This window comes from Vibrio sp. Sgm 5 (assembly GCF_026241575.1).
Taxonomy (GTDB): Bacteria; Pseudomonadota; Gammaproteobacteria; order Enterobacterales; family Vibrionaceae; genus Vibrio; species Vibrio jasicida.
Window position 1 is genome coordinate 57,183 of the sequence record NZ_JAPHPY010000005.1, and the last position, 21,732, is coordinate 78,914.

The 21,732-nt window shown below is 45.4% G+C and carries 20 protein-coding genes; 8 read left to right on the plus strand and 12 right to left on the minus strand.

Annotated elements, in window-relative coordinates; translation table 11 throughout:
- Positions 1–279: 279 nt before the first annotated feature.
- Together OQJ86_RS04300 and OQJ86_RS04305 are read left to right on the plus strand one after the other, a co-directional pair.
- The gene (locus OQJ86_RS04300) at positions 280–1,842 is read left to right on the plus strand and encodes a DUF1800 domain-containing protein (protein ID WP_265986675.1); all 1,563 of its coding nucleotides are present in this window, start codon (positions 280–282) and stop codon (positions 1,840–1,842) included.
- Positions 1,843–1,851: 9 nt separating this feature from the next.
- The gene (locus OQJ86_RS04305; protein WP_199454972.1) at positions 1,852–3,177 is read left to right on the plus strand and encodes a DUF1501 domain-containing protein; all 1,326 of its coding nucleotides are present in this window, start codon (positions 1,852–1,854) and stop codon (positions 3,175–3,177) included.
- Between the two features lie 85 nt (positions 3,178–3,262).
- On the opposite strand, the gene OQJ86_RS04310 is transcribed toward OQJ86_RS04305, so the two are convergent.
- A complete protein-coding gene (locus tag OQJ86_RS04310; protein ID WP_009705353.1) occupies positions 3,263–4,360 on the minus strand; it encodes a ketoacyl-ACP synthase III in 1,098 nt (365 codons plus the stop codon).
- A gap of 165 nt (positions 4,361–4,525) precedes the next feature.
- On the opposite strand from OQJ86_RS04310, the gene trxC reads away from it, so the two are divergent.
- Together trxC and OQJ86_RS04320 are read left to right on the plus strand one after the other, a co-directional pair.
- Positions 4,526–4,960 (plus strand): thioredoxin TrxC, encoded by a 435-nt coding sequence (gene trxC, locus OQJ86_RS04315; protein ID WP_005443913.1) that lies wholly within the window; start codon positions 4,526–4,528, stop codon positions 4,958–4,960.
- Positions 4,961–5,136: 176 nt separating this feature from the next.
- The gene (locus tag OQJ86_RS04320; RefSeq protein WP_038870633.1) at positions 5,137–6,297 is read left to right on the plus strand and encodes an MFS transporter; all 1,161 of its coding nucleotides are present in this window, start codon (positions 5,137–5,139) and stop codon (positions 6,295–6,297) included.
- A 111-nt stretch (positions 6,298–6,408) separates the two neighbouring features.
- On the opposite strand, the gene OQJ86_RS04325 is transcribed toward OQJ86_RS04320, so the two are convergent.
- Complete coding sequence (locus OQJ86_RS04325; protein WP_265986682.1) at positions 6,409–7,308, minus strand: AraC family transcriptional regulator; 900 nt, start codon at positions 7,306–7,308, stop codon at positions 6,409–6,411.
- Between the two features lie 52 nt (positions 7,309–7,360).
- Between OQJ86_RS04325 and OQJ86_RS04330 the strand changes: the two genes are divergently transcribed.
- Entirely contained in the window at positions 7,361–8,746 is a 1,386-nt protein-coding gene (locus tag OQJ86_RS04330) for an MATE family efflux transporter (protein WP_265986684.1), read from the plus strand.
- Positions 8,747–8,759: 13 nt separating this feature from the next.
- Here the strand turns inward: OQJ86_RS04330 and OQJ86_RS04335 are convergent, their stop codons facing one another.
- Complete coding sequence (locus OQJ86_RS04335; RefSeq protein WP_045420280.1) at positions 8,760–9,155, minus strand: nitrous oxide-stimulated promoter family protein; 396 nt, start codon at positions 9,153–9,155, stop codon at positions 8,760–8,762.
- 14 nt (positions 9,156–9,169) lie between these two features.
- On the minus strand, positions 9,170–9,679 hold the full coding sequence (locus tag OQJ86_RS04340) for a GNAT family N-acetyltransferase (RefSeq protein ID WP_045420277.1): 510 nt from the start codon (positions 9,677–9,679) through the stop codon (positions 9,170–9,172).
- A 72-nt stretch (positions 9,680–9,751) separates the two neighbouring features.
- Between OQJ86_RS04340 and OQJ86_RS04345 the strand changes: the two genes are divergently transcribed.
- The gene (locus tag OQJ86_RS04345; RefSeq protein WP_020196844.1) at positions 9,752–9,940 is read left to right on the plus strand and encodes a DUF2986 domain-containing protein; all 189 of its coding nucleotides are present in this window, start codon (positions 9,752–9,754) and stop codon (positions 9,938–9,940) included.
- Between the two features lie 349 nt (positions 9,941–10,289).
- Positions 10,290–11,621 (plus strand): anaerobic C4-dicarboxylate transporter, encoded by a 1,332-nt coding sequence (locus OQJ86_RS04350; RefSeq protein WP_038877310.1) that lies wholly within the window; start codon positions 10,290–10,292, stop codon positions 11,619–11,621.
- 99 nt (positions 11,622–11,720) lie between these two features.
- Here the strand turns inward: OQJ86_RS04350 and OQJ86_RS04355 are convergent, their stop codons facing one another.
- The gene (locus OQJ86_RS04355) at positions 11,721–12,212 is read right to left on the minus strand and encodes an NYN domain-containing protein (RefSeq protein ID WP_039976561.1); all 492 of its coding nucleotides are present in this window, start codon (positions 12,210–12,212) and stop codon (positions 11,721–11,723) included.
- 120 nt (positions 12,213–12,332) lie between these two features.
- Here OQJ86_RS04355 and OQJ86_RS04360 point away from each other — a divergent pair, with 120 nt between their 5' ends.
- Positions 12,333–12,773 (plus strand): DUF4174 domain-containing protein, encoded by a 441-nt coding sequence (locus OQJ86_RS04360; RefSeq protein WP_265986692.1) that lies wholly within the window; start codon positions 12,333–12,335, stop codon positions 12,771–12,773.
- A gap of 21 nt (positions 12,774–12,794) precedes the next feature.
- On the opposite strand, the gene cobA is transcribed toward OQJ86_RS04360, so the two are convergent.
- From cobA to OQJ86_RS04395, 7 genes are all read right to left on the minus strand, one after another.
- On the minus strand, positions 12,795–13,553 hold the full coding sequence (gene cobA, locus OQJ86_RS04365) for a uroporphyrinogen-III C-methyltransferase (RefSeq protein ID WP_265986694.1): 759 nt from the start codon (positions 13,551–13,553) through the stop codon (positions 12,795–12,797).
- A 213-nt stretch (positions 13,554–13,766) separates the two neighbouring features.
- Positions 13,767–14,615 carry a formate/nitrite transporter family protein gene (locus tag OQJ86_RS04370; RefSeq protein ID WP_265986696.1) on the minus strand — a complete coding sequence of 283 codons (849 nt, stop codon included), beginning with the start codon at positions 14,613–14,615 and terminating at the stop codon, positions 13,767–13,769.
- A gap of 177 nt (positions 14,616–14,792) precedes the next feature.
- Positions 14,793–15,116 carry a nitrite reductase small subunit NirD gene (gene nirD / locus OQJ86_RS04375; RefSeq protein ID WP_005387969.1) on the minus strand — a complete coding sequence of 108 codons (324 nt, stop codon included), beginning with the start codon at positions 15,114–15,116 and terminating at the stop codon, positions 14,793–14,795.
- 13 nt (positions 15,117–15,129) lie between these two features.
- The gene (gene nirB / locus OQJ86_RS04380) at positions 15,130–17,694 is read right to left on the minus strand and encodes a nitrite reductase large subunit NirB (RefSeq protein ID WP_265986709.1); all 2,565 of its coding nucleotides are present in this window, start codon (positions 17,692–17,694) and stop codon (positions 15,130–15,132) included.
- 280 nt (positions 17,695–17,974) lie between these two features.
- Positions 17,975–19,456 carry a nucleoside hydrolase gene (locus OQJ86_RS04385; RefSeq protein WP_265986711.1) on the minus strand — a complete coding sequence of 494 codons (1,482 nt, stop codon included), beginning with the start codon at positions 19,454–19,456 and terminating at the stop codon, positions 17,975–17,977.
- Positions 19,457–19,524: 68 nt separating this feature from the next.
- Positions 19,525–20,877 carry a diguanylate cyclase gene (locus OQJ86_RS04390; RefSeq protein ID WP_323054492.1) on the minus strand — a complete coding sequence of 451 codons (1,353 nt, stop codon included), beginning with the start codon at positions 20,875–20,877 and terminating at the stop codon, positions 19,525–19,527.
- Between the two features lie 126 nt (positions 20,878–21,003).
- The gene (locus OQJ86_RS04395; protein WP_005440991.1) at positions 21,004–21,450 is read right to left on the minus strand and encodes a hypothetical protein; all 447 of its coding nucleotides are present in this window, start codon (positions 21,448–21,450) and stop codon (positions 21,004–21,006) included.
- Between the last annotated feature and the right edge of the window lie 282 nt (positions 21,451–21,732).

The following is a 21,732-nucleotide window of genomic DNA, read 5'->3' on the forward strand; positions in this document are numbered from 1 at the left end:
GCAAAACATGAAAGCCTGCTTAAAAATTTCATAATTAATTTGAAGTTTAACAAGGCAATTTTGGTGCTTATCTATCAGTTGTTTATCAAACCAAACGTGAGCCTACGTTTTTCAATCCAGATTATTTTCTGAGAAATCATACTTTGTTAGTGAATTTTCCCGTCTATACTCCGCTCTGCAGCTGCTTGATTTCGTTACTTTATTTTACAGCTCACTATGAGCTTCATTTTACTCCCGTTAAATGGATTTAAGTCGTTCCTTTGGGTAAGCGAGTTAACTATGAGACGTCAGAAACAGAATGAGATTTCTTGTTGGGTGCTAGGTTTTGTTGCCATGCTGTTGTTTTTTGTCGGACCAGTATCGGCGGACGAAGACGACCCAGATCTACCAACTGCACGCTTTCTATATCAAACCACATTTGGTCCCACTCCAGCGTTGATCGACCAAATAAACCAAACCAATTATGAGGATTGGATTACAGAACAAATACTTCTCCCTCCTACTTATCACAGTGATCTTTACTTCACGCCTTTTAGTAAAGGGGCACAAGCAAACCGAGAAAACGCTTGGTATCAAATCGTCCTCACTTCGGAAGATCAACTCAGACAAAGAATGGCCTTTGCTCTTAGCCAAGTGCTCGTCGTATCCCGATATGGCGGTCTACTCGGTAGCAAGCCGGAAAGTCTGGTCAATTATTATGACTTACTGGTCGAAAATGCCTTTGGTAACTATCGTGACTTGTTGCTAAAAACCGCTCTGCACCCTGCCATGGGAAACTATTTGTCGATGATGGGAAGCGCAAAAGCAAACACGGCGACAGGCGCACTTCCAGATGAAAACTTTGCTCGTGAATTGATGCAATTGTTCACCATCGGTTTGTATCAATTGAACTTAGCCGGCAGCGTCAAATACGATTTAGAAACTGGGCATGCGCTCGCGACCTACACACAAACAGACATACAAGAACTCGCACGCGCGCTGACGGGTTGGAACAAATCAGACACCGCGTTTGTGAAGCCTATGCGCGTGATTAAAAACCGCCACGATACTGGCGAAAAACACGTACTCGGTAGCAAGATCCCTGCGGGACTGACCGCCGAAGAGGAACTGGAACTTGTCATTGATATTTTGATGAGTCACGACAATATCGGGCCGTTTGTCTCTAAGTTGCTCATCCAACGCTTTGTGACCTCCAATCCAACACCAGAATACATTGCAAGAGTTGCAACCGTGTTCAATAACAATGGCAATGATGTAAAGGGTGATTTGAATGCCGTCATCCGAGCGATCTTACTTGATGACGAGGCTCGCGGAAAAGCATCCATTCGCCCAATAAAAGTAAAAGAGCCAATCTTGGTGCTCACCAATTTCCATCGCGCTGCTGGCTTTACACTCGACGCTGCACGTTACGATGGCGCGGTATCCTTGATGAACATCGCCAATCAAGGACCATTAAGGTCACCTTCTGTGTTTAACTTCTATTCGCCCGATTATCAGCCTTCAGCCGACTTTGTGTTTACCGGAATGGTTTCACCGGAGTACGAACTATTGGATTGGTCGGTATATACAGAGTTGGTTAATTTCATGCTCTACAGCGTGCGTAAAGGTTCTGGTTCGACTTACTCATTGGATATGACTGAGTTGTACGAGTTGCTTGATGATCATGAGGCATTGGTTGAGGCCATCGATGTGCGTTTCTTTGCGGGCTCGGCTTCTCCGCAGCTAAAACAAATCATGCATAACGCACTCAACAAATACCAAACCAACTATGTTCCCACCACCAAGCTTGCCTTAGTAATTTTCACCGCGATTTCTGGCAGCGAATTCTACATTCAAAATTAGGAGCGAATTATGAAACTTTCACGACGCAATTTTATGAAAAGTACGGCTTCTTTGGGTGCAATGGCTTCCGTGGGTTTACCAGGTTATACAATGGCTTCACCAACCAATGATTTTCGTGCGCTTATCTGTGTGTATTTGTCTGGCGGTAATGATGCTATTAATACATTCCTGCCCTTGTCCGACTTCCATTACGACCAATACGCCAATGTGAGAGGCAAACTCTCTGTTGCCAAAAACAGCATCATACCTATTGGGTTAAATGCCACAGACAACCAAGGCAATACGGTACCCTTGGGTATGCATCCAAAGTTAGCTCGACTGGCTGAAATGTTCGATAACGGCGATGCAACTGTCGTGCTTAACAGTGGTGTCCTTGAGCAACCCATGACGAAACAGATGATTGAATCTGGTGAGGTTGCTTTGCCTGATCAGCTCTTTTCTCACAACTCGCAAAGCAACACCTTAATGCGAGGCGGCATGAATACGTTCACAAACCTAGGCTGGGCAGGAAGAATGCTTGACGTCATGAGCTCACACTCAGAGATTACGCCGCTGTACAGTGTTCATGGTGACTCCTTGTGGCTACGCTCCCTTGAACACCGACAAACCGTGCTTAAGAAAGACCGAGCCGTGCAGCTGAGCGCGATTGGCAATCCACTTTACAAAGAGGTCTATGACCAACTCTTGGCGACTTCTCCTAATAATCCATTCAGTGGGCATTTCAATCTAATGGTTGATGAGTCTATGACCATGAGTGGCGTGTTGGCAGAACAACTGCACAATGTAGAAGATGCACCGCTGTTTTCCTCTACCACGCTCGGGAAGCAAATGCAGACGGTCTACAAATTGATTGCGAGCCAAAGCCACTTGAATCAACAGCAACAAGTGTTCTTCGTTAAACATACTGGTTATGACGTTCATGATTCGCAACTGTCGAAACACCCTGCATTATTAGGAGACTTGGCGACAAACCTGTTTGCCATGTATCGAGCAATCGATGCACTTGGGATGCGTGACAATGTCACTACATTTACCATGTCTGACTTTGGCCGCCGCATGACAAACAACGGTAACGGTACCGACCACGGTTGGGGCGGACATCAGTTTATTATGGGGGGCGCGGTTAACGGGTCGAAGCCAATTGGAACATGGCCTGAATTGGTATTGGATGGCGAAGATGATTACTCGAAAGGACGTTTGATTCCGAAAATCGGTACTGATCAAGTGGGCGCAACACTCGCACAATGGATGGGTATTACCGATGGTGCAGCGTTGGATTACGTGTTCCCCAATATCCGAAACTTCTCTTCATCAAATCTCGGCTTTATGTCTTAACGCTTGCGAGGTAAGCGCAAAAAAAGGGAGCACTGTGCTCCCTTTTGCTTATTACTTGTTTTGACCAGTTAGCCGCTCGCGCTAGTTATGCGTCTTCACCACGTGGGCGTTCATTACAAAGCTTGATAGCACGCTCTAGTAGCTCAAGTGCAGACTTGTCACTCTCAGGTAGCGCAGCGTCACTTTCAGCAATTGGCGTTACGCGGTCACCCCACTTCAACACAGCTGCACCCCATGTTAGGCCAGCACCGAACGCTGCCAATAACATGTTGTCGCCTGGCTTAACACGACCTTGTTCTAGCGCTTCACACAATGCAATTGGCACCGTCGCTGCAGAAGTGTTGCCGTAGTTTTGGATGTTCACAAACGCTTTTTCTTGCGGGATACCAGAAAGGTCACACAGTGTTTGGATGATACGGATGTTTGCTTGGTGCGGGATTACCACGTCGATTTGATCTGTGGTTAGTTCTGAAGCTTTCAGAACCGTTTTCGCCGCTAGACCCATGCCTTTTACGGCGCGTTTGAAGATCTCTTGACCTACAAAGTTGAAGTCCCAGTAACCGTTGTCTTCCGCAAAGCGATCCATGCATGTACCAAACTTAGGTACAGAAAGGATGTCGCGCCCTTTTGCATCACAACCAATTTGCGATTGCAGCAGACCGGTTTCTTGTTCTGTACGAGTCAGAACAACGGCCCCTGCACCATCGCCGAACAGTACAGCAGTATCGCGCATTGCCCAGTCGATGTAGAAAGAAAGACGCTCAGCACCAATAATGATTGCGTTTCGGTAGTTGCCCGATTGAATCAAACGTGTGCCTGTTTCTAGGCCGTATACGAAGCCAGTACATGCCGCGTTTAAATCGAATGCAGCAGCAGAGCGAATACCAAGGTTTTGCTGAACCTTAGAAGCAATGTTTGGGATAAGAGAATCAGGAGAGCATGTCGCAACAATGATTAGGTCGATGTCACTCGCTTCTACACCTGCACGAGCCATCGCGTGTTGCGCGGCTACCGTTGCCATGTCAGACGTGTTTACGTGGCTGATGCGACGGTTTTCAATACCAGTACGGGTGCGAATCCATTCATCTGAAGTTTCAAGGAAAGTGCTAAGGTCATCGTTAGAGAGCGTGGCTGGTGGAAGACATTTTCCCCAACCGGTAATTTCAGCGTAGTAATTTGTCATCGCAGACCTATTTATTGTTGTATTTTAATGAAATTTCTTAGAACCTGTTCGGGTCCAAATACAGACTTGCCGTCTTATAATTCGGCAGGCTAAAAAATAAGTATACAAATTATGAGGCTGACTGGTAAGTCATGTTTTCATCAAGTTGTCATAAAGGAAGAAGTCATGTCATCGTTTAAAACTCGTTGCCCGTCTTGTGGCGGTTTAAATCGTGTCCCTAATGAGCGAGTTGCAGAAGCTGCAAGTTGCGGTAAATGCAAAAACGCCCTGTTTGATGGCGCACCGATAGAAGGCACTGTCGATAACTTCTCGGCGCTGCTAGAAAGTAACACACCAGTTGTGGTGGATTTTTGGGCACCATGGTGCAATCCATGTGTTGGTTTTGCGCCTGTTTTCTCGGATGTGGCACAAGAACAGACCGGAAACGCTCGTTTTGTCAAGATTGATACCGAAGCGCAACAGCAGCTTGCCGCTCAATTTGGTATTCGTAGCATCCCAACCATTATGGTTTTCAAGAATGGCCAGCGCGTGGATATGATCAACGGCGCCCTTCCTAAGACTCAATTCGATCAGTGGTTAAATCAAGCACTTAGCAAATAAATCCTTCCGCCAGCCTCGCTTACAGGCTGGCGTTTTTATGCAGCATTTCCCCATAGAATTTCGATAAATTTCTTTTGTCGAAACGAATCAAATATATCGTTTTACTTGCCTATTAATTAGCCTCATATTCGCGCCGAATAACCCCTGATTTTTACTTAACTTATAGGCGCAAAACATTGGAAAACACAGCCATTCCTGCAGCATCACCACGAGTCACAGTTCCTGTCGTAGCACTGTCTCTTTATGCAGTGGCGTCAGGCTATTTGATGAGCTTGATCCCTCTTATGCTTGGTGAATACAACATCTCTGCTGATTACGCGAGTTGGTTGGCGAGTGTGTTCTATGGCGGTCTATTGATCGGCGCAATGTTCTTTGAGCGTATTGTTCGCAACGTTGGTCACCGTAAAGCGTTTGTAGGTAGCTTAGCTGCATTTTCACTAACGATCATCGTACTGCCTATTATTCCTAACGGCATGGTATGGCTTGTTGCCCGCTTTATCGCAGGTATGGCGGTCGCTGGCGTGTTTGTGATTGTTGAATCATGGCTAATGTCTGGTGATGAATCGTCTCGTGCGAAACGTTTAAGCCTGTACATGCTTTCTTTGTACGGTGGTTCTGCACTTGGTCAGTTCGGTATTGGTATCCTTGGTGTAAGCGGCGGTGTACCTTTTATCGCGATCACAACGTTGATCCTAATGGCAATGCTAGTATTGCTGTTCATCGATTGTGAACAACCAAACAGCCACGAATCAACCGCACTATCGTTTAAACAAATTTCTAAGCTAAGCCATGCTGCAATCATTGGTTGTATTGTTTCTGGCTTAACCTTGGGTGCAATCTACGGTTTAATGCCTGTAGAGCTAGCAAACCGTAAAATTAGTCACCAAGATATTGGTACCCTAATGGCACTTGTCATCCTTGGCGGCATGTTGGTTCAACCTATGGTGACCACATTAAACAAATACATGGCTCGTACAGTCTTGATGGCGTTCTTCTGTATTTTGGGTATTTTCTCTATTGGTCTGACGTTTGTTTCTACCTCAGCGGTGGTTCTAGCAGTAGCGCTGTTCCTATTGGGAATGGCAACATTTGCACTGTATCCAATTGCAATCAACTTGGGTTGTGAAGGTTTAGAAGAGCGTTTCATTGTATCCGCAACACAAGTGATGTTGTTTAGCTACAGCATCGGCTCAGTTGCTGGTCCTGTGGTTGCTGATAAGTTCATGGGCCAAATGCACGGCTTGTTGGGCTATCTATTTGCAGCTTTGCTTGCGACTTGCATCTACATGCTCATCGCTGCAACAAAATCAAAGCATCAAATGGCTGCAGGTTTGTAATTCAAACCTCTGCAAAAAGACAAACAAAAACGAGGGTCAATGCCCTCGTTTTTTTGTTTCTGAATTCTCTACTTTATCGATCATTAGGTGATCATTAGAAATCAAAACGACTCATTGGTTTTGATTCTCCAGTAACCTCTTGCGATAACGTGTTGGCGAAGTGCCGTAGAACTTTTTAAATCGATGAGTGAAGTTGTAAGGATCGCGATAACCCAATCGGTTCGCAATCATAGCGACTGACCAAGCTGGATACTGCAATAAGTCCGCGGCCTTGTGCATACGAAGCTCAATTAACTTGCTTCGTGGACTCATATTGAAAAGCTGTTTAGATAAACGGTTGAACTGTTCTTCACTGATAAAACACTGCTTGGCCATTTCGGCAATGGTCCACGGCAAGTGTAACTGACCTTCAACTTCGTTAAAGAGTGTTTGAACGCGCGATAGCGACGTACTGATTGGGGTTTCAACACTTTTTACCAATCGTTGCACTTCACTGATCAACAACTGACGAAACCCCGTTCGTCCCCCTATTTCGTTGTAGAGTAAGGTCATCAGTGACCATACCTGCTCAGAGCCCCTAAACGGCAACACGGTTTGCCCCAAGTCAGAGAGATGCTGCCAAGCCTCGGTATTTTGTGGCAGAAGCCAAACCATCTTCCAGAGCCCTTTGCTTGGATTCATTTCAAATCGAAAACACGTATCTACAGGCAAAATAGTCAGCGTATAAGGCTCAATTTCTTTAACGAAACCCGGTGTAATCAAAACACCGCCACCTTCAATGGTAAACAGCAAGGTATGAACGCCCACTTTGTCTCGCTCGACATGGTAACCATCGCGCAGTTCAGCCAGCCCCGCCATAAAGATATTAGCTCGTTTCCATTCGGGGATTTCAGTTAGAGTCAGGAATCGTTCTTTACATGCGGGTGCTAAATGCACATCGTCGCGCCACTCTGTTTTGATGGCAAATTGTTCGATGACGGATTTGCACAGGTTTTGTGGTTTTTCGCACATGTATTTCTGTCCCTATTGGCTTTATATTCCTCACAAATTTCGAGGAGTAACTATGACGAACAATATTGGCATCAAAAACAGCGACAACTCTTTATCTAGCGGGCTACTTAAGCAGATCGTCCACTTGGGTTTCCCTGTCGCGATCCAGAGTGCGTTGGTGGCTATTCTCGCCTTGGCTGATGTTCTCATGGTTAGTGACTTTGGTAAAGAAGCAACCGCAGCTGTGGGAATTGCCTCAAAATGGCACTTTGTTGCAATCATGATTATGGCTGGCTTAGCATCGGCAAACGGCACACTCGTTGCTCAATATTGGGGACGTGAAGACGTGGTAAGCGCCAAAACCGTTACTGGTATAGCGATTCGGTTTGGTTTAAAAGTCTTGATTCCTGTTACCCTGATAATCACAGTCGGTAGCGAACTTATCATGCGTCTACAAACCAACGATACGCAAGTCATCGAACTCGGCTCCACTTACCTTTGGTATGCATTTCCTGTTCTGTTACTCACTCATATCATCATTGTTTTAGAAGCGAGCATGCGCTCTTCTGGTGACACCGTCACTCCTTTACTTTTGGGGGCGGTGACGATTGTTCTGAATATCGCACTTAACTTCTGGCTCATCAAAGGTGGTTTCGGTGTACCAGCAATGGGCGTTGCAGGTGCGGCTTTGGCGACAACGATTTCTCGCCTGTTCCAAGTTCTTGCAATGGTTGGTTACATGCGTTGGCGTAAGCATTGGTTATTGGAAGTGAAAGAAGGTTCTGAGCGCCCTTCTTTGTGGCTCTCTTATCGCCGTTTGGCGCTTCCAATGACGTTAGGTGCATTGCTTTGGGCAATTGGCACTATGGTGTATCAAATGATCTTTGGGCATATGGGCACAACAGAACTTGCGGTATTCAGCATGTTAGGCCCGTTTGAGTCGCTATGTTATTCCATCTTCTTTGGTATTTCGGTGGCGTGCTCTGTGATGATTGGCCAGTCGTTAGGGCGTGATGCTTTTGAACAAGCTCAGTACATGGCAAGCTTCTTCATTAAAGCGGTTTTTGTGTTTGGTATTTCGATTGGTGCGTTACTGCTACTAAACCGAGAATTAATCATTGCTGCTTTGAACTTAGACAACCCTGAGCTCTACCCACTTGCAGCACCTGCGGTGGTGATTTTATGCAGCGCGATTTGGCTACGCATGCTTAACATGATTATCATCAACGGTATTATCCGAGCTGGCGGAGACAATGTATTTTGTTTGCGTATGGACTTTATCGCGATGTGGATGACAGGCTTACCTTTGTGTGCGGTTGCTGCGTTTGCACTAGGTTGGGAATTCAAATACGTTTACGCGCTGATGATCACCGAAGAAGTGGTGAAATTAGCATTGTGTTATCGCAGATACACGCAAAAGTACTGGATCAAAAATCTAACCATGGTGACGACTTCTTAACTAAGCACAATGGCTACGACTTCTTGGTTTCGCGTTCTGAGTTCATTCGCTTGTGACGATTGGATGCATTGGGAGCAGGCTTTTCTGGAACCTCACGTTTCTCATGAACCAAGTGGCGAATCGCTAAGATTGGATGTTTGAGTAACATTCGAGGCCCGGAATAGCGCATGATTAACCGCATTTGTTCTTTAGGGGCTGGTTTGTAGCAGTGAATTGGACATTTGTTGCAAGTCGGCTTGTCTTCTCCGTAAGGACAACGATCAAGGCGCACTTCTGCATATTCTAATAATTCACGACATTCTGTACACAACTCACCTTTCGTACCATGGTGATCTTTGCAATAGGCCTCAACCATAGCTTTAACGGTTTTAAATTCAGTGGCGAGTTTGCCCAGTAAAATGTCGCTCATTGTTCACCCTTTGATTACAGCGTCATGGTGTAGAGTTGTAAAGTTCGGCCATTATCGTAAGTCTGCTCAATACGTTCAAACTGAAAGCCCAATTTTTCTAGCAAACTTATACTACGATTATTGTCATTATTGGTGATGGCGACCAAGTTTTCTATTTTCATCTCGTCCCGAGCAAAATCAACCACGACACTCGCCGCTTCTTTTGCGTAACCTTTGCCATAAGCGCTAGGTAGATAACCGTAACCAATATCAAACGCCGTTAATGTGTCGCGTTTGACCAAACCACAAATGCCTATAGGTTGTTTATCATGATTGGTTTCTACCACCAGCAAACTGACGCCCTTGAGTTCTTGCATCCTTAACATGTTGTCTTGAATGTAGCGTTTTGCTTCTTCCAAGGTGCGAATCTGCTTGTCACCGACGAAACGATAAAAGTCAGGTTGATTGTAGAGTTCTAAAATAAAAGACGCATCTTCTACACTAACAAGGCGAAGTGTCAGGCGTTCTGTAATAAGTGTTTTCATAAGGAATCCATTAGGCTTGTAACTTGGTGGAAAAATCACTATCCTGCCCCGCTAAATTAAAGGACCAACACCATGAACCGCAAGAAGAAAATCAACTCGATCTTAAAAGCGAAGTTGAAAAAACAAAATGCAAAGCTTCATAAGAGCAACAAGCCTCGCTATATCTCAAAAGCAGAGCGCGCGAAGATGGAAGCTGAAGAAAAAGCAGCTGAGCAAACTTCGCAAGTGAGTGAAGAAGCTCAAACAACTGACGAAGCATAAAAGAAAAGCCGCATAACGCGGCTTTTTCATTTTAACTAAGGTTAACTTGGCATTAAGTCATCTCAAAATCTAACGCCTATCGTTTAAATTATCATCTAGGCCAAAAAGCGCTCAAAACCACTGAAAATCCTTGCACCAAAATGGTCAGGTTTAACCTTAGACACGGACGATTCAAACATTCCAACAACACCCTTTCAATGCACCATTAACACTGACACGGCTCAGCGTGAGTTATTCCCAATTATTGGACATTGCTGTTTCTTATAAAACGGAATGTGAACAAGGCTAAGTATTTTTTCCTTGAATACCGAAACAATAGAAGTCCCTGTTTCTAATAAGGAAATTAAACATGTTGTATCTTGAGTTTCTATTTTTGCTCGTGATGCTGTATATCGGCTCACGGTATGGCGGCATTGGTCTTGGTGTCGTTTCTGGTATTGGTTTGGTCATTGAGGTTTTCATCTTCAAGATGCCTCCAACCTCTCCGCCTGTGACCGTAATGCTGATCATCCTCGCGGTGGTCACTTGTGCCTCCATTCTTGAAGCCGCAGGTGGCTTAAAATACATGTTGCAAGTGGCCGAGCGCGTATTACGTAAGAACCCTAAACGCGTCACTCTTATTGCGCCGTTCGTGACTTACTTTATGACTTTCCTACTTGGTACTGGTCACGCGGTTTACTCTATCATGCCAATCATTGGCGACGTTGCGCTTAAAAACGGCATTCGTCCTGAGCGCCCTATGGCAGCAGCATCGGTTGCTTCTCAAATCGCCATTACTGCGTCACCGATTTCAGCGGCAGTGGTGTACTACCTTGCACAATTGTCTGATATCCAACACGAGATCACCCTACTTTCTATTTTACTCGTTACTGTGCCTGCCACATTGTTCGGTACTTTGCTGATGTCCCTTTACAGCTTAAAACGCGGTAAAGAACTTGAAGACGATGAAGAATACCAAGAACGTCTAAAAGATCCGGTTTGGAGAGACAAGATCCTGAATACAACCGCAACTTCGCTCGATGAAATATTGCCCGTAAGCGCACGTAATTCAGTATTGCTATTCATTCTGTCGATTCTCGTGATTGTAGTGATTGCTATGTGGCCGGAAGTTCGAACTATTGTCGACGGCGGCAAGCCAATCAGTATGGCGGTGGTTATCCAAATGATGATGCTCTGCTTCGGCGGTATCATTCTGCTTGCGACAAAAACCGATCCACGTGATGTTCCAAACGGCGTGGTCTTCAAATCTGGTATGGTTGCGGCGATTGCTATCTTCGGTATCGCATGGATGTCAGACACCTACTTCCAATACGCAATGCCTCAATTTAAATCTGGCATCGTTGAAATGGTAACTAGCTACCCTTGGACCTTCGCACTTGCACTATTCATCGTATCGGTTGTGGTCAACTCTCAAGCGGCGACAGCACGAATGATGCTACCGGTTGGTTTGGGCCTTGGTTTGGAACCTGCGCTACTTATCGGTTTAATGCCTGCCGTTTACGGTTACTTCTTTATTCCCAACTACCCTTCAGATATCGCGACTGTGAACTTTGATACTTCAGGTACAACGAAGATTGGTAAATGGTACTTCAACCACTCTTTCATGTCGGTAGGTTTAATCGGTGTGATTGGGGCGTGCTGCTTGGGTTACTTATTGGGACAAATGATCATCCCATCATAAATCACGTTTAATATTTTGGGGCGAGTCATTGTACGTTTACGTACAGCCTGAAGTGACTCGCCCTTTCTTTGATTCTCGAAGCTATACAGCTGGCCGAGATTAGAGAAGAAAGTCTTCATCGATGGCGACGAAGTTATCGGCACAATCGATCAAGGTTTGCGACGTAAGCCTAGGTACGCCATACACTGTGACTCTCTTATTGAAGCGCTGCTGAATTCGCTCAACCAGCAAGCAAAAATCACCATCACCAGAGACCAATACGACTTCATCTACGTCTTGTGCTACCTCGATGGCATCCAGTGTAATACCCACATCCCAATCGCCTTTTGCACTGCCGTCACGTCGCTGAATAAACGGTTTAAGCATGACTTCGAAGCCGACACCACGCAGGATATGGTGAAATTGACGCTGCTTCGGGTCATTACTCGCAATCGCATAAGCTTTTGCACTCGCCACTTCTTTCCCTTGTGTCGCAACATACCAAAACTGATTGTAATCAAAATTGCTGCGGTACGCTTCGCGACAGGTGTAGTACACGTTTTGTACATCGACCAAGATTGCGATCTTTTGTTTGTTGCTATCCGAATTCATCTTCTTAATACGCTTTATTTGTTTGTCGCATACCCTATGCCACTTTGGCTCAAAGCACAATGAGCTAATTCCACTAAACTTATCGTATAACTTGATATTCGAGTTTCAAGGAGTGAAGCCATGAACAAGGCGACCATTGCCCTGTTGCTTTCATGCCTCATATCAAGTGCTGTATTTGGATATCCAGCGCACTCTCAGTATTGGCCGCACCGTAGCGTGCTGTATTTCGCCCCTGCCAACGACGATCATGTTAAGCAGTTTTTGCTTGAAGCACTGATGAATGAATGTGAACTAGAAGACCGTGACGTTATTACGCTCGTTATTGCCGAAGACGGTTACACGCAACCATCATGGCTAAAAGAAGAGTTTGATTTGAAAATGTTAGCCAAACTTTACGAAGTGAAACAAGGCCAACACACGGCGATTCTGTTAGGTAAAGATGGTGAAGAGAAGCACCGCTGGGGAGCGAAAACCGATTGGCAATTCATCAACAATCTGATCGATGAAATGCCAATGCGTAAAAGAGAGATGCAGCAGAAACGCAGTCCTTGCGCGATCTAGTGCTTAAGATTAGGTCTTCGGTTACTTGTCGAACCAATCCAATTTGTTGTGCAGCTGTGTAACGCTACCAACTACAATCAATGCTGGACTCACGGCTTGCTCTGCCATGCTGGATAGCTCGTTCAACTTTCCTTGGAACACGCGCTGCTCCGGGCGCGTACCGTTTTCAATAATGGCGCATGACATCTCAGGGTCTAAGCCGTGAGTGATCAGCTTATCCATAATGTGGCCGCTTTGCTTCAAACCCATGTAGAACACAAGCGTGTTGTTGGATTGCGCCAGTGAATGCCACTCAATCTCACGACCATCTTTTTGTACGTGACCAGTGATGAATTGAACGCTTTGCGCATGGTCGCGGTGGGTTAATGGAATACCAGCATAAGCCGTTGCACCCGCTGCTGCTGTGATCCCCGGAACCACTTCGTATTTAATACCAAATTCCGCTAGTTCTTCTAGCTCTTCTCCACCACGGCCAAAGATAAATGAGTCACCGCCCTTCAGACGTACAACACGCTTACCTTCTTGGGCTTTCTGCACCAAGATTTGGTTGATTTGATCTTGAGGCACACAGTGAAAGTCCAATTTTTTGCCTACGTAGATCATCTCTGCTGATGCGTGAGCCAATTCAAGAATGTCTTTCGACACCAATCGGTCGTACACCACAACTTCAGCCGCTTGAATGGCTTTTAAGCCTTTTACTGTGAGCAAATCAGGATCACCTGGACCTGCACCAACAAGAGAAACAAAGCCGCTGTTTAAAGATGAGTGAGCAGTAGTCATATCAACGCCTATCGAAAAATTTAGATATAAAGAGTAACACTCGCGTTATGTACTTAGGGTTAAAACCACTCTAAGGAGTTATTACTTTTTATAGCTAAACCAATAAAATATGTCGTGAAAGTGAAAGTGAAAGTTAAAAATTGAAATCCAAGTTAGAGAACAGTCCCGCCCATCCAGAAGCGGGACCATATTAAGCGAATTACCCGTTAATGGTTATTTAGCCATTGCAGGTTGTGCTTTTACTTCTTCTTCAGCATTGATAGAAGGCGCAGTTTTAGCGTGAGTTAGGTACAGTGGAATACAAGTCATTACTAGACCACCAACAATGTTACCTAGGATGGTTGGGATAAGGTTGAAGTTCAACCAAGTCGCGATACCAAAATCCGCACCTAGAATCATACCAAGTGGGAATAGGAACATGTTTACTACTGTGTGCTCGAATACTAATGCGAAGAAGATGAAGATTGGGAACCACATCATTGCTACGCGACCAGACACTGAACGTGCAGTCATGTTGCCGATAACGCCTAGACATACCATTAGGTTACAGAAGATGCCACGTACGAAACACGTGATCCATCCGTCCATACCCATGTTTTCAAAACCAAGGCTACGCGCGGTAGAAACAGCGACAAATTTCTTCGCTACTGCGTTCAGTTCTAGAGAGAAGTTACCTGTTAGTGAGATAGCCACAAGGTAAGCAACGACTAGAGAACCGATAAGGTTACCCAAGCCTACAAGACCCCAACAACGGAAGATACGACCCCAAGTGATACCAGGACGGTTTGCAAACTTAGCCAGAGGCGCTAGACCAAAAACACCGGTTACTAGGTCGTAACCCATCACACTTAGAATCACGAAACCAACTGGGAAGACAAGCGCACCCACGATGCCAATACCGGTTTGAACCATAGTGGTAATAGCAACAACAACCGCTAGCGATAGGATGATACCCGCCATAGTACCGCGAAGTAGCAAATCGCGAGTACTGGTGTTGGTTTTCGCTTCACCCACGTTGATCATGGTTTGAACGAATTCTGCAGGCTTATAATCAGTAGACATGAATGTGTCCTTATTCAAAAGTGAAAGTTAAAAATTAAAGATTGAATAGAGAAAAGCTTGCCGCTGAGTAACACCTAGCTTCCCTGTCCCCGCAGATGAACCACGGAAAGCCTTTACCTATTAAATCTAGATTTCGGTTCATTCCCTCCCCCTTAGAGGAGGGAATAGAAACCAAGCTTATGCAGAAATTTCTACTTCGCCGTTGGTTACGCGCGTTTTGTACGCTTTCACGCTAAAACGCTCGTCTTCCATGCACGCACCTGTTGTCAGGTTAAAGCGTTGCTTCTTAAGTGGGCTAGCAACCCAAAGCTCACCTTGGTGCTCACAAATCAAACCACGAGAAAGCACGTTTGATTGGAAGAACGGGTCTGTGTTGCTGATCGCCAGCACTTCTTCTGCTTGTGTTGGGCGGAATACCGCAACTTGCTGACCATCAACCAGTGCACAAACACCCGTGCCCGGTACGATGTCGCTGATTTGGCAAATCTTTTCAAATGACATAATCAACCTTCCCTTATGCTTCAGTGATCGCTACGTGTAGGATGTCGCCTTTCGCTTCAGGGTGTTTTTCCGTGAAGGTTGCTGGGCGGTGCTGTTCACGCTCTTGTACAAACACGACGTTGTCATCGCGCTTGTCAGAGTTGATGAAGTGCGCGAAACGAGTCAGTTGTGATTCGTCGTTGATGGTCGCAGTCCACTCACACTCGTACTCGTCTACAAGCTTCGCTACGTCTGCCTCTAGTTGAGCGTTGATGCCAAGTTTGTCGTTAACAATCACTTCGCGTAGGTAGTCAACGCCACCTTCCATGTTTTCCATCCAAACTGATGTGCGTTGTAGTGGCGCAGCAGTACGGATGTAGAACATCATGAAGCGGTCGATGTACTTGATTAGCGTTTCTTTATCTAGGTCACTTGCAAGTAGGTCGGCGTGACGAGGTTTCATGCCGCCGTTACCACATACGTACATGTTCCAACCTGCGTCAGTCGCGATAATGCCAAGGTCTTTACCTTGTGCTTCCGCACACTCACGAGTACAGCCAGAAACACCGAACTTCATCTTATGAGGTGTACGAATGCCTTTGTAACGGTTCTCGATGTAAGAACCTAGACCAACAGAGTCTTGAACACCGTAACGACACCAAGTTGAGCCAACACATGTCTTCGCCATACGAAGTGCTTTTGCGTACGCTTGACCTGTTTCGAAACCAGCGTCGATAAGCTTGCGCCAGATCTCTGGAAGATCGTCTTTTTGAGCACCAAACAGACCAATACGTTGAGCACCAGTTACTTTGGTGTATAGGTTGTATTCTGCAGCAACGTTCGCTAGCGCGCCTAGTGCTTGAGGTGTAACTTCACCACCCGCCATACGTGGGATTACAGAGTAAGTACCGTCTTTTTGGATGTTACCTAGGAAGTTATCGTTGGTGTCGTGCAACTTAACCAGTTGTGGCTTAAGAATGTGCTCACCCCAGCAAGAAGCCAATATAGAACCAGCCAGTGGTTTACAAACTTCACAGCCGTAACCTTTACCGTATTTCTCTAGAAGCTCATCAAACGTTTTGATCTCTTCGATACGGATTAGGTGGAACAACTCTTGGCGTGAGTATGCAAAGTGCTCACACACGTCGTTCTTCACTTCGATACCCGATTTAGCAAGCTCAGCATTTAGAACAGAGGTCACTAGAGGAATACAACCACCACATCCTGTGCCCGCGCCAGTCACTGCTTTGATGTCACCCAATGTGTGGTGACCATCAGCAACCGCCTGTGCGATCTTGCCTTTTGTCACGTCGAAACATGAACAGATCACTGCGCTTTCCGGTAGAGCGTCTGCACCTAGTGCTGGTTTCTCAGCGCCTGCGTGTGCAGGAAGGATCAACGCATCCGGGTGTTCTGGTAGGTCGATTTCGTTCAACATAAGTTGAAGCAGGTCGCCGTAGTCAGACGTATCGCCAACCATAACCGCGCCAAGCAGTTTCTTGTTGTCTTCAGAAACGATTAGACGTTTGTAAACTTCTTGTTCTTCGTTTTGGTAAACGTAACTCTTACAGCCTTCTGTACGACCGTTCGCGTCACCAATTGAACCTACTTTCACGCCCAACAGTTTCAGCTTCGCAGACATGTCTGCGCCTTCGAATTTGCTTTCTGTGTTACCTAGTAGGTGATCAACAGCAACTGTCGCCATCTTGTAGCCAGGAGCAACAAGGCCGTAGAACATTTCGTTCCAAGACGCACATTCACCGATAGCGTAGATGTTCTCATCAGAAGTCTGACAATGGTCGTTGATAGCAACACCGCCACGAGGTGCCACTTCTAGCTCCATTTGGCGTGCTAGTTTGTCTTGTGGACGAATACCTGCAGAGAATACGATGAAGTCTGTTTCTAACTCTGAACCGTCAGCAAAACGCATAACGTTGCGTGCGTTTGTGCCTTCTGCCGCAATCTCAAGCGTGTTTTTGCTGATGTGAACGTTCACACCCATACGCTCGATCTTTTGACGAAGTTGGTTACCACCAGCAAGGTCAAGTTGCTCAGCCATTAGCTTCGGTGCGAACTCAACAACATGCGTTTCTACACCCAGTGCTTTCAATGCGCCTGCTGCTTCAAGACCTAACAGACCACCACCGACAACAACGCCTGATTTGCTCTTCTTCGCACACGCTTCGATCGCTTTAAGATCTTCGATAGTACGGTAAACAAAACAGTCTTTGCTTTCGTGACCTTTGATAGGTGGAACAAATGGGAATGAGCCAGTAGCAAGAATCAGCTTATCGTATTGAACTTCGCGACCAGTGCTTGAGTAAACAATGCGGTTTTCACGGTTAATGTTAATCGCGCGTTCGCCGATCAGCATGTTAATACCGTGTTTCTCGTAGAAGCCTTCTTTCACTAAAGAAAGTTCATCTGCAGTATGGTGAGAAAAGTAAGAGGAAAGGTGCACACGGTCGTATGCGACACGAGGTTCTTCACAGAAAACCGTAATGTCCATATTAGACATATCAGCTTTCTCGACTAAGTCTTCAATGTAACGGTGGCCTACCATACCGTTACCGATGACTACTAGCTTCAACTTGCTCATTGTACTTCCTAAGGGTTAGGTTCTTATCACTGAGCGCATTATTAATTGTGAAAGAAAATTAATACATGATGTAAATCAATTACGGAATTAAACTACCCTAAAGGGGTAGGAGCAGTTTCTAAACAGCGTTTAAACCTTTGCTTTCGTAATTTAAACAAAATTCATGTAATCCAGCCGAAATGAACTCAACATATTTGTCACATTTCTTCATAACAAAGAAAAAGCAAGCGACTAACCGCTTGCTTTTTAATCACATTTGAATGGATTTTATAGGTTCGCGTTAAATAATGCCGCGTGATGTCCCTACTCTGCGCCCCTCTTCCATCTCCCATTGAATGCCGTATTTGTCTATCCAATAGAAAAAGGTGATCGGGAAACCATTCAATTTTTCTGGGTGGTAACTTTTGGACTCATCGATCATAGTGACCCCCTCTTGCTGTTTTAAGTACCGAAATACCTCGCCACAGTTGGAAACTTCGAGTGCAATATGACGAGGACCACCAAGATCATAGGTTCTTGGTTGTGGTGGTATAGCCGTCGCACCAACAGGCGAATGGTATTTCATCAGCTCCAGATAAACCGACGCATAAGGATGCTTCACAAACAGCACATCAACCACGACGTCTTGTCCATCTAAACCCGCATCTTGGTTAAACTCGGCCATACTCACGCCGCGGTAATCCATTTTTTGCCCCTGAGCATCAAGTGCGCGTTCAAAACCGAGTACTCGCTGATAGTAATCAGCCGCCGTATCAACATCGTCGACAATGACGTTTATATGAGATAAACCAAGTACAAATGCGCCAATATCACGCTCTGCTAAACGCTTAAGCATTTCCGGTTCGGCATCTGGTGATACTTCAACCACATAGTCGACCTCTCGTCCCTGCTCTATCGATTCGTTGCAAACCAGATAAGCTTTCTCTTTGTATTTGTCCGTATCACTTGCTGCGATCTCCACCTTGGACTTCCAAGCGTGAGAAACAAACCACTCAGGATTCACCACGTAGGCCGCGGCCACCATATCAAAAGGAATAAACCCATCTTTAGAACCAAACACCACTTCCCACTCGGTACACCATGCAATGGAATGCGACTCTAAGAAGTGACTAAGACTACTGCCATGGCTCATCTTGTGAAGTTCTTTAAAATCGAGCCAAACTTGAGCGCAGGCTTCAAACGGAACTAAAGTCACCGGAACATTGCTATCAAGGATGACTTGAAATGCAGCTTGGTCCACCTCAAAGTTCAGATCACGAAACGGCCTTGGCTGACGCTTTCCAGCAACAAAATGCTGCTCAGTGCTTCGTCTGCCTGCAACACAAACTACCTTTTCTATGTTTTTGGCCTGCTCAGGAAAATGACGAATCAATAAGGCGATGTTGGTAAGTGCACCGATAGCGAGAATAGTCAGAGGTTCTTGCTTTAACTCAGCAGCCAGATCATAGACTGCTTGTGGAATATCTTTGGCAGAATCAAAGTAAGTGGCGCTTCCTTGAGAAACGCTGAGGTAAGTTGGCCCAAACTGGCTAATAAAAGAGCGAGCGATGTCCGTAGTAACGTTAATGTCATCACAATTGCCAAGTGTGGAACTCACGCCAACAATGTCGACTTCTTGGCTTCTGAGCAATAACCCCAGCGCGTAGCCATCGTCAACATCACACAGCTTAAACCCGTCGTGATGGCCTATGGTGATGTCGGTATCAACCCAGACGCGTGTTTGTGGGCGACAGGTATGCTTATCCTCTCCGATGTTGTGCATCGAGACTCCTTTCTCTTCTTTGGTCTTAAATGGCCGAGTGACCGAATTAAATACAATGAAACTAAAATCTACAGCGTGATGGGTTCCGCCATAATGACAACGTTTCGTCCTTTATCTTTTGCTGCGTATAGGTTCTTATCGGCAACTTCAAAGGCCTGCTCAAGTGCCTTCTCGCAGTCGTTCAAGTTAGGATGAGACACGGCGCGGGTTAATGGAACCGCTCCAACCGAAATCGTTACGACTTCAGAAGGAAGGTTTTTGATGTGTGGTATGGCGAGCGTTTCGACCGCTTGTCTTAAGTGTTCAACTTTGGAGTTCAACACCTCTAACGTATTGCCATAAACAAGCAACGCAAACTCTTCGCCGCCTAAACGAAACGACGGCTGGTCTTTACCTAAATGAGAACGGAAGACTTCCGCGACATCACATAAGGCGTTGTCCCCTTCGGTGTGCCCGTAAGTATCATTAAACTTTTTGAAATTATCGATATCACACAAGACGAAACAGGCGTACTTCATGTTGCTCAGGGTTTCATGAACAAAAACAGGCGCACTGCGCTTGTACAAATAGCGAGAACCAATTCCAGTCAAGGTATCGGTATCAGTTTGCTGGCGAAGCACCCTTAATTGGTTCTTAATTTTGGTAATTAAGCTTGAATATGAACGAGCGAGTTCGCCGATTTCATCCGAGCGTTTGATCTCCGGAATGTGTGATTGATCGATCTTCTCAATGTCTTTTTTCATTGATTGAGACAAGCGTTTAAGCGGGCTCACAATCCACATTGTCACCATGTAGATCAGTACCATTGAAATAAGCGCGGCAATCAAGGCTTCGTTGATCAGCTCTTTAATCAAGGTGAGTTTAATAGTGTCGAGGTCACTTGCATCTAGCACTGCCCAAATGTAACCGCCATTAATATTGCGTAGCGGTAAACAGACGTGAAGTACCGACAGTGTCGAATCGTAGTAAAAATCCGTCTGGCGCAGATAGTCCTTATTCCAAGGCAGTTCAGTATTACGATTGAGTAACTGACTCGCTTGCAACGCCTCTAAATCAACGTTGGTCTTGTTTATCAAATATTGCAGCTTATTACGCTTGATCTCGTCTTTTTCTGGCGTCATGGACAACATTCGAACTAAGTTGCCCTTTTGGTCTTTTAAAACATTCACTTCAAGATCGCTCACATCGATACGCCACACCTGATTGGACTCTGCTAAGTAGCGGACAGCAACCGTCTGGGTTTTGTAATCGGAAACGCCGGAAATTTCGATAAAGAGCAGGTCGTCTATCGCACTCAAGTTAGCCTTAGTCGATGGCATCATTAAGTTAGCGTAATTGCGACCTGCTATCGATCCCGAAAGGAAAGTCATTTGAGAAGAAAGATGAGTTTTCGCCATGGTGGCGGCATGCTCAATACGCATGTTCCATTCGCTCTGAAAACGAGTGAAAGACAGACCTAGAATGATGGACAGAACCAACACCAAATGCGAAACAAATAGCATCTGGTTAATCGTCAACCAGCCGAAAACTCGATTACTCACAATAAACTACTGCTTATCTTTATAAACGCCCAAAACTGGCTCAGCACACGTCCCATTAATACAAATGTCTTGATACGTAGTGTGGCAACTTTGGCAAAATGAAGGCTCTAATGAGGGATGTGTGTGGCTAATATCTTTGCCTTGACGATCGTAACTTCCATAAATCGCCATACCACCGATGTGTTCTGTCACCCAAACAATGCCATCGACCTCTGAAATCGCGACTGCCGTAGGACCATCTGTGTATGGACCATGGGTTTTGTACTGTTCAATCTTTTTCGGATTCACACGGATCGTAAGTGGTGATCCTTGTCCGTTATTAATCCAACTGTAAGCACGAACAGATTCTTGAATAAACAATGAGGTGTCTGGAGGCAGAATCGTATCTGCAGGTAGGTTTTGTGACTCTTTAACAACTGGCCATTCCTGCCACCCTTCCGGATAGCTAGCCATAGACGCGGCAAAAGCAGTAAATGACGTAGCACCCAACAATAAGGCTACGAATCGCCTGCTTAAATGACATAACACGTGTACTTCTCCCTAAAACAAAATGGGCTCATCCTGAGCTAAAATCAAAATGTTATATATTAACAAAACGTTATATATGATGTTATCAATTAGATTATAGTAATGCACTCAGTTTATAATTAACAACGTTCTGTTAATAGAGTTGAATGTGCATTTTGGGAACTAACGAGAGTGATGAGAAGTGTAAAATGAGGCTTATGTCGAATT

Excerpts from the sequence above, each read along its gene's own strand:
- OQJ86_RS04300 (WP_265986675.1), top strand. The coding sequence starts at position 280 with ATGAGACGTCAGAAACAGAATGAGATTTCTTGTTGGGTGCTAGGTTTT.
- OQJ86_RS04305 (WP_199454972.1), top strand. The coding sequence starts at position 1,852 with ATGAAACTTTCACGACGCAATTTTATGAAAAGTACGGCTTCTTTGGGT.
- OQJ86_RS04310 (WP_009705353.1), bottom strand. The coding sequence starts at position 4,360 with ATGACAAATTACTACGCTGAAATTACCGGTTGGGGAAAATGTCTTCCA.
- trxC (WP_005443913.1), top strand. The coding sequence starts at position 4,526 with ATGTCATCGTTTAAAACTCGTTGCCCGTCTTGTGGCGGTTTAAATCGT.
- OQJ86_RS04325 (WP_265986682.1), bottom strand. The coding sequence starts at position 7,308 with ATGTGCGAAAAACCACAAAACCTGTGCAAATCCGTCATCGAACAATTT.
- OQJ86_RS04330 (WP_265986684.1), top strand. The coding sequence starts at position 7,361 with ATGACGAACAATATTGGCATCAAAAACAGCGACAACTCTTTATCTAGC.
- OQJ86_RS04335 (WP_045420280.1), bottom strand. The coding sequence starts at position 9,155 with ATGAGCGACATTTTACTGGGCAAACTCGCCACTGAATTTAAAACCGTT.
- OQJ86_RS04340 (WP_045420277.1), bottom strand. The coding sequence starts at position 9,679 with ATGAAAACACTTATTACAGAACGCCTGACACTTCGCCTTGTTAGTGTA.
- OQJ86_RS04345 (WP_020196844.1), top strand. The coding sequence starts at position 9,752 with ATGAACCGCAAGAAGAAAATCAACTCGATCTTAAAAGCGAAGTTGAAA.
- OQJ86_RS04350 (WP_038877310.1), top strand. The coding sequence starts at position 10,290 with ATGTTGTATCTTGAGTTTCTATTTTTGCTCGTGATGCTGTATATCGGC.
- OQJ86_RS04355 (WP_039976561.1), bottom strand. The coding sequence starts at position 12,212 with ATGAATTCGGATAGCAACAAACAAAAGATCGCAATCTTGGTCGATGTA.
- OQJ86_RS04360 (WP_265986692.1), top strand. The coding sequence starts at position 12,333 with ATGAACAAGGCGACCATTGCCCTGTTGCTTTCATGCCTCATATCAAGT.
- cobA (WP_265986694.1), bottom strand. The coding sequence starts at position 13,553 with ATGACTACTGCTCACTCATCTTTAAACAGCGGCTTTGTTTCTCTTGTT.
- OQJ86_RS04370 (WP_265986696.1), bottom strand. The coding sequence starts at position 14,615 with ATGTCTACTGATTATAAGCCTGCAGAATTCGTTCAAACCATGATCAAC.
- nirD (WP_005387969.1), bottom strand. The coding sequence starts at position 15,116 with ATGTCATTTGAAAAGATTTGCCAAATCAGCGACATCGTACCGGGCACG.
- nirB (WP_265986709.1), bottom strand. The coding sequence starts at position 17,694 with ATGAGCAAGTTGAAGCTAGTAGTCATCGGTAACGGTATGGTAGGCCAC.
- OQJ86_RS04385 (WP_265986711.1), bottom strand. The coding sequence starts at position 19,456 with ATGCACAACATCGGAGAGGATAAGCATACCTGTCGCCCACAAACACGC.
- OQJ86_RS04390 (WP_323054492.1), bottom strand. The coding sequence starts at position 20,877 with ATGCGTATTGAGCATGCCGCCACCATGGCGAAAACTCATCTTTCTTCT.
- OQJ86_RS04395 (WP_005440991.1), bottom strand. The coding sequence starts at position 21,450 with ATGGCTAGCTATCCGGAAGGGTGGCAGGAATGGCCAGTTGTTAAAGAG.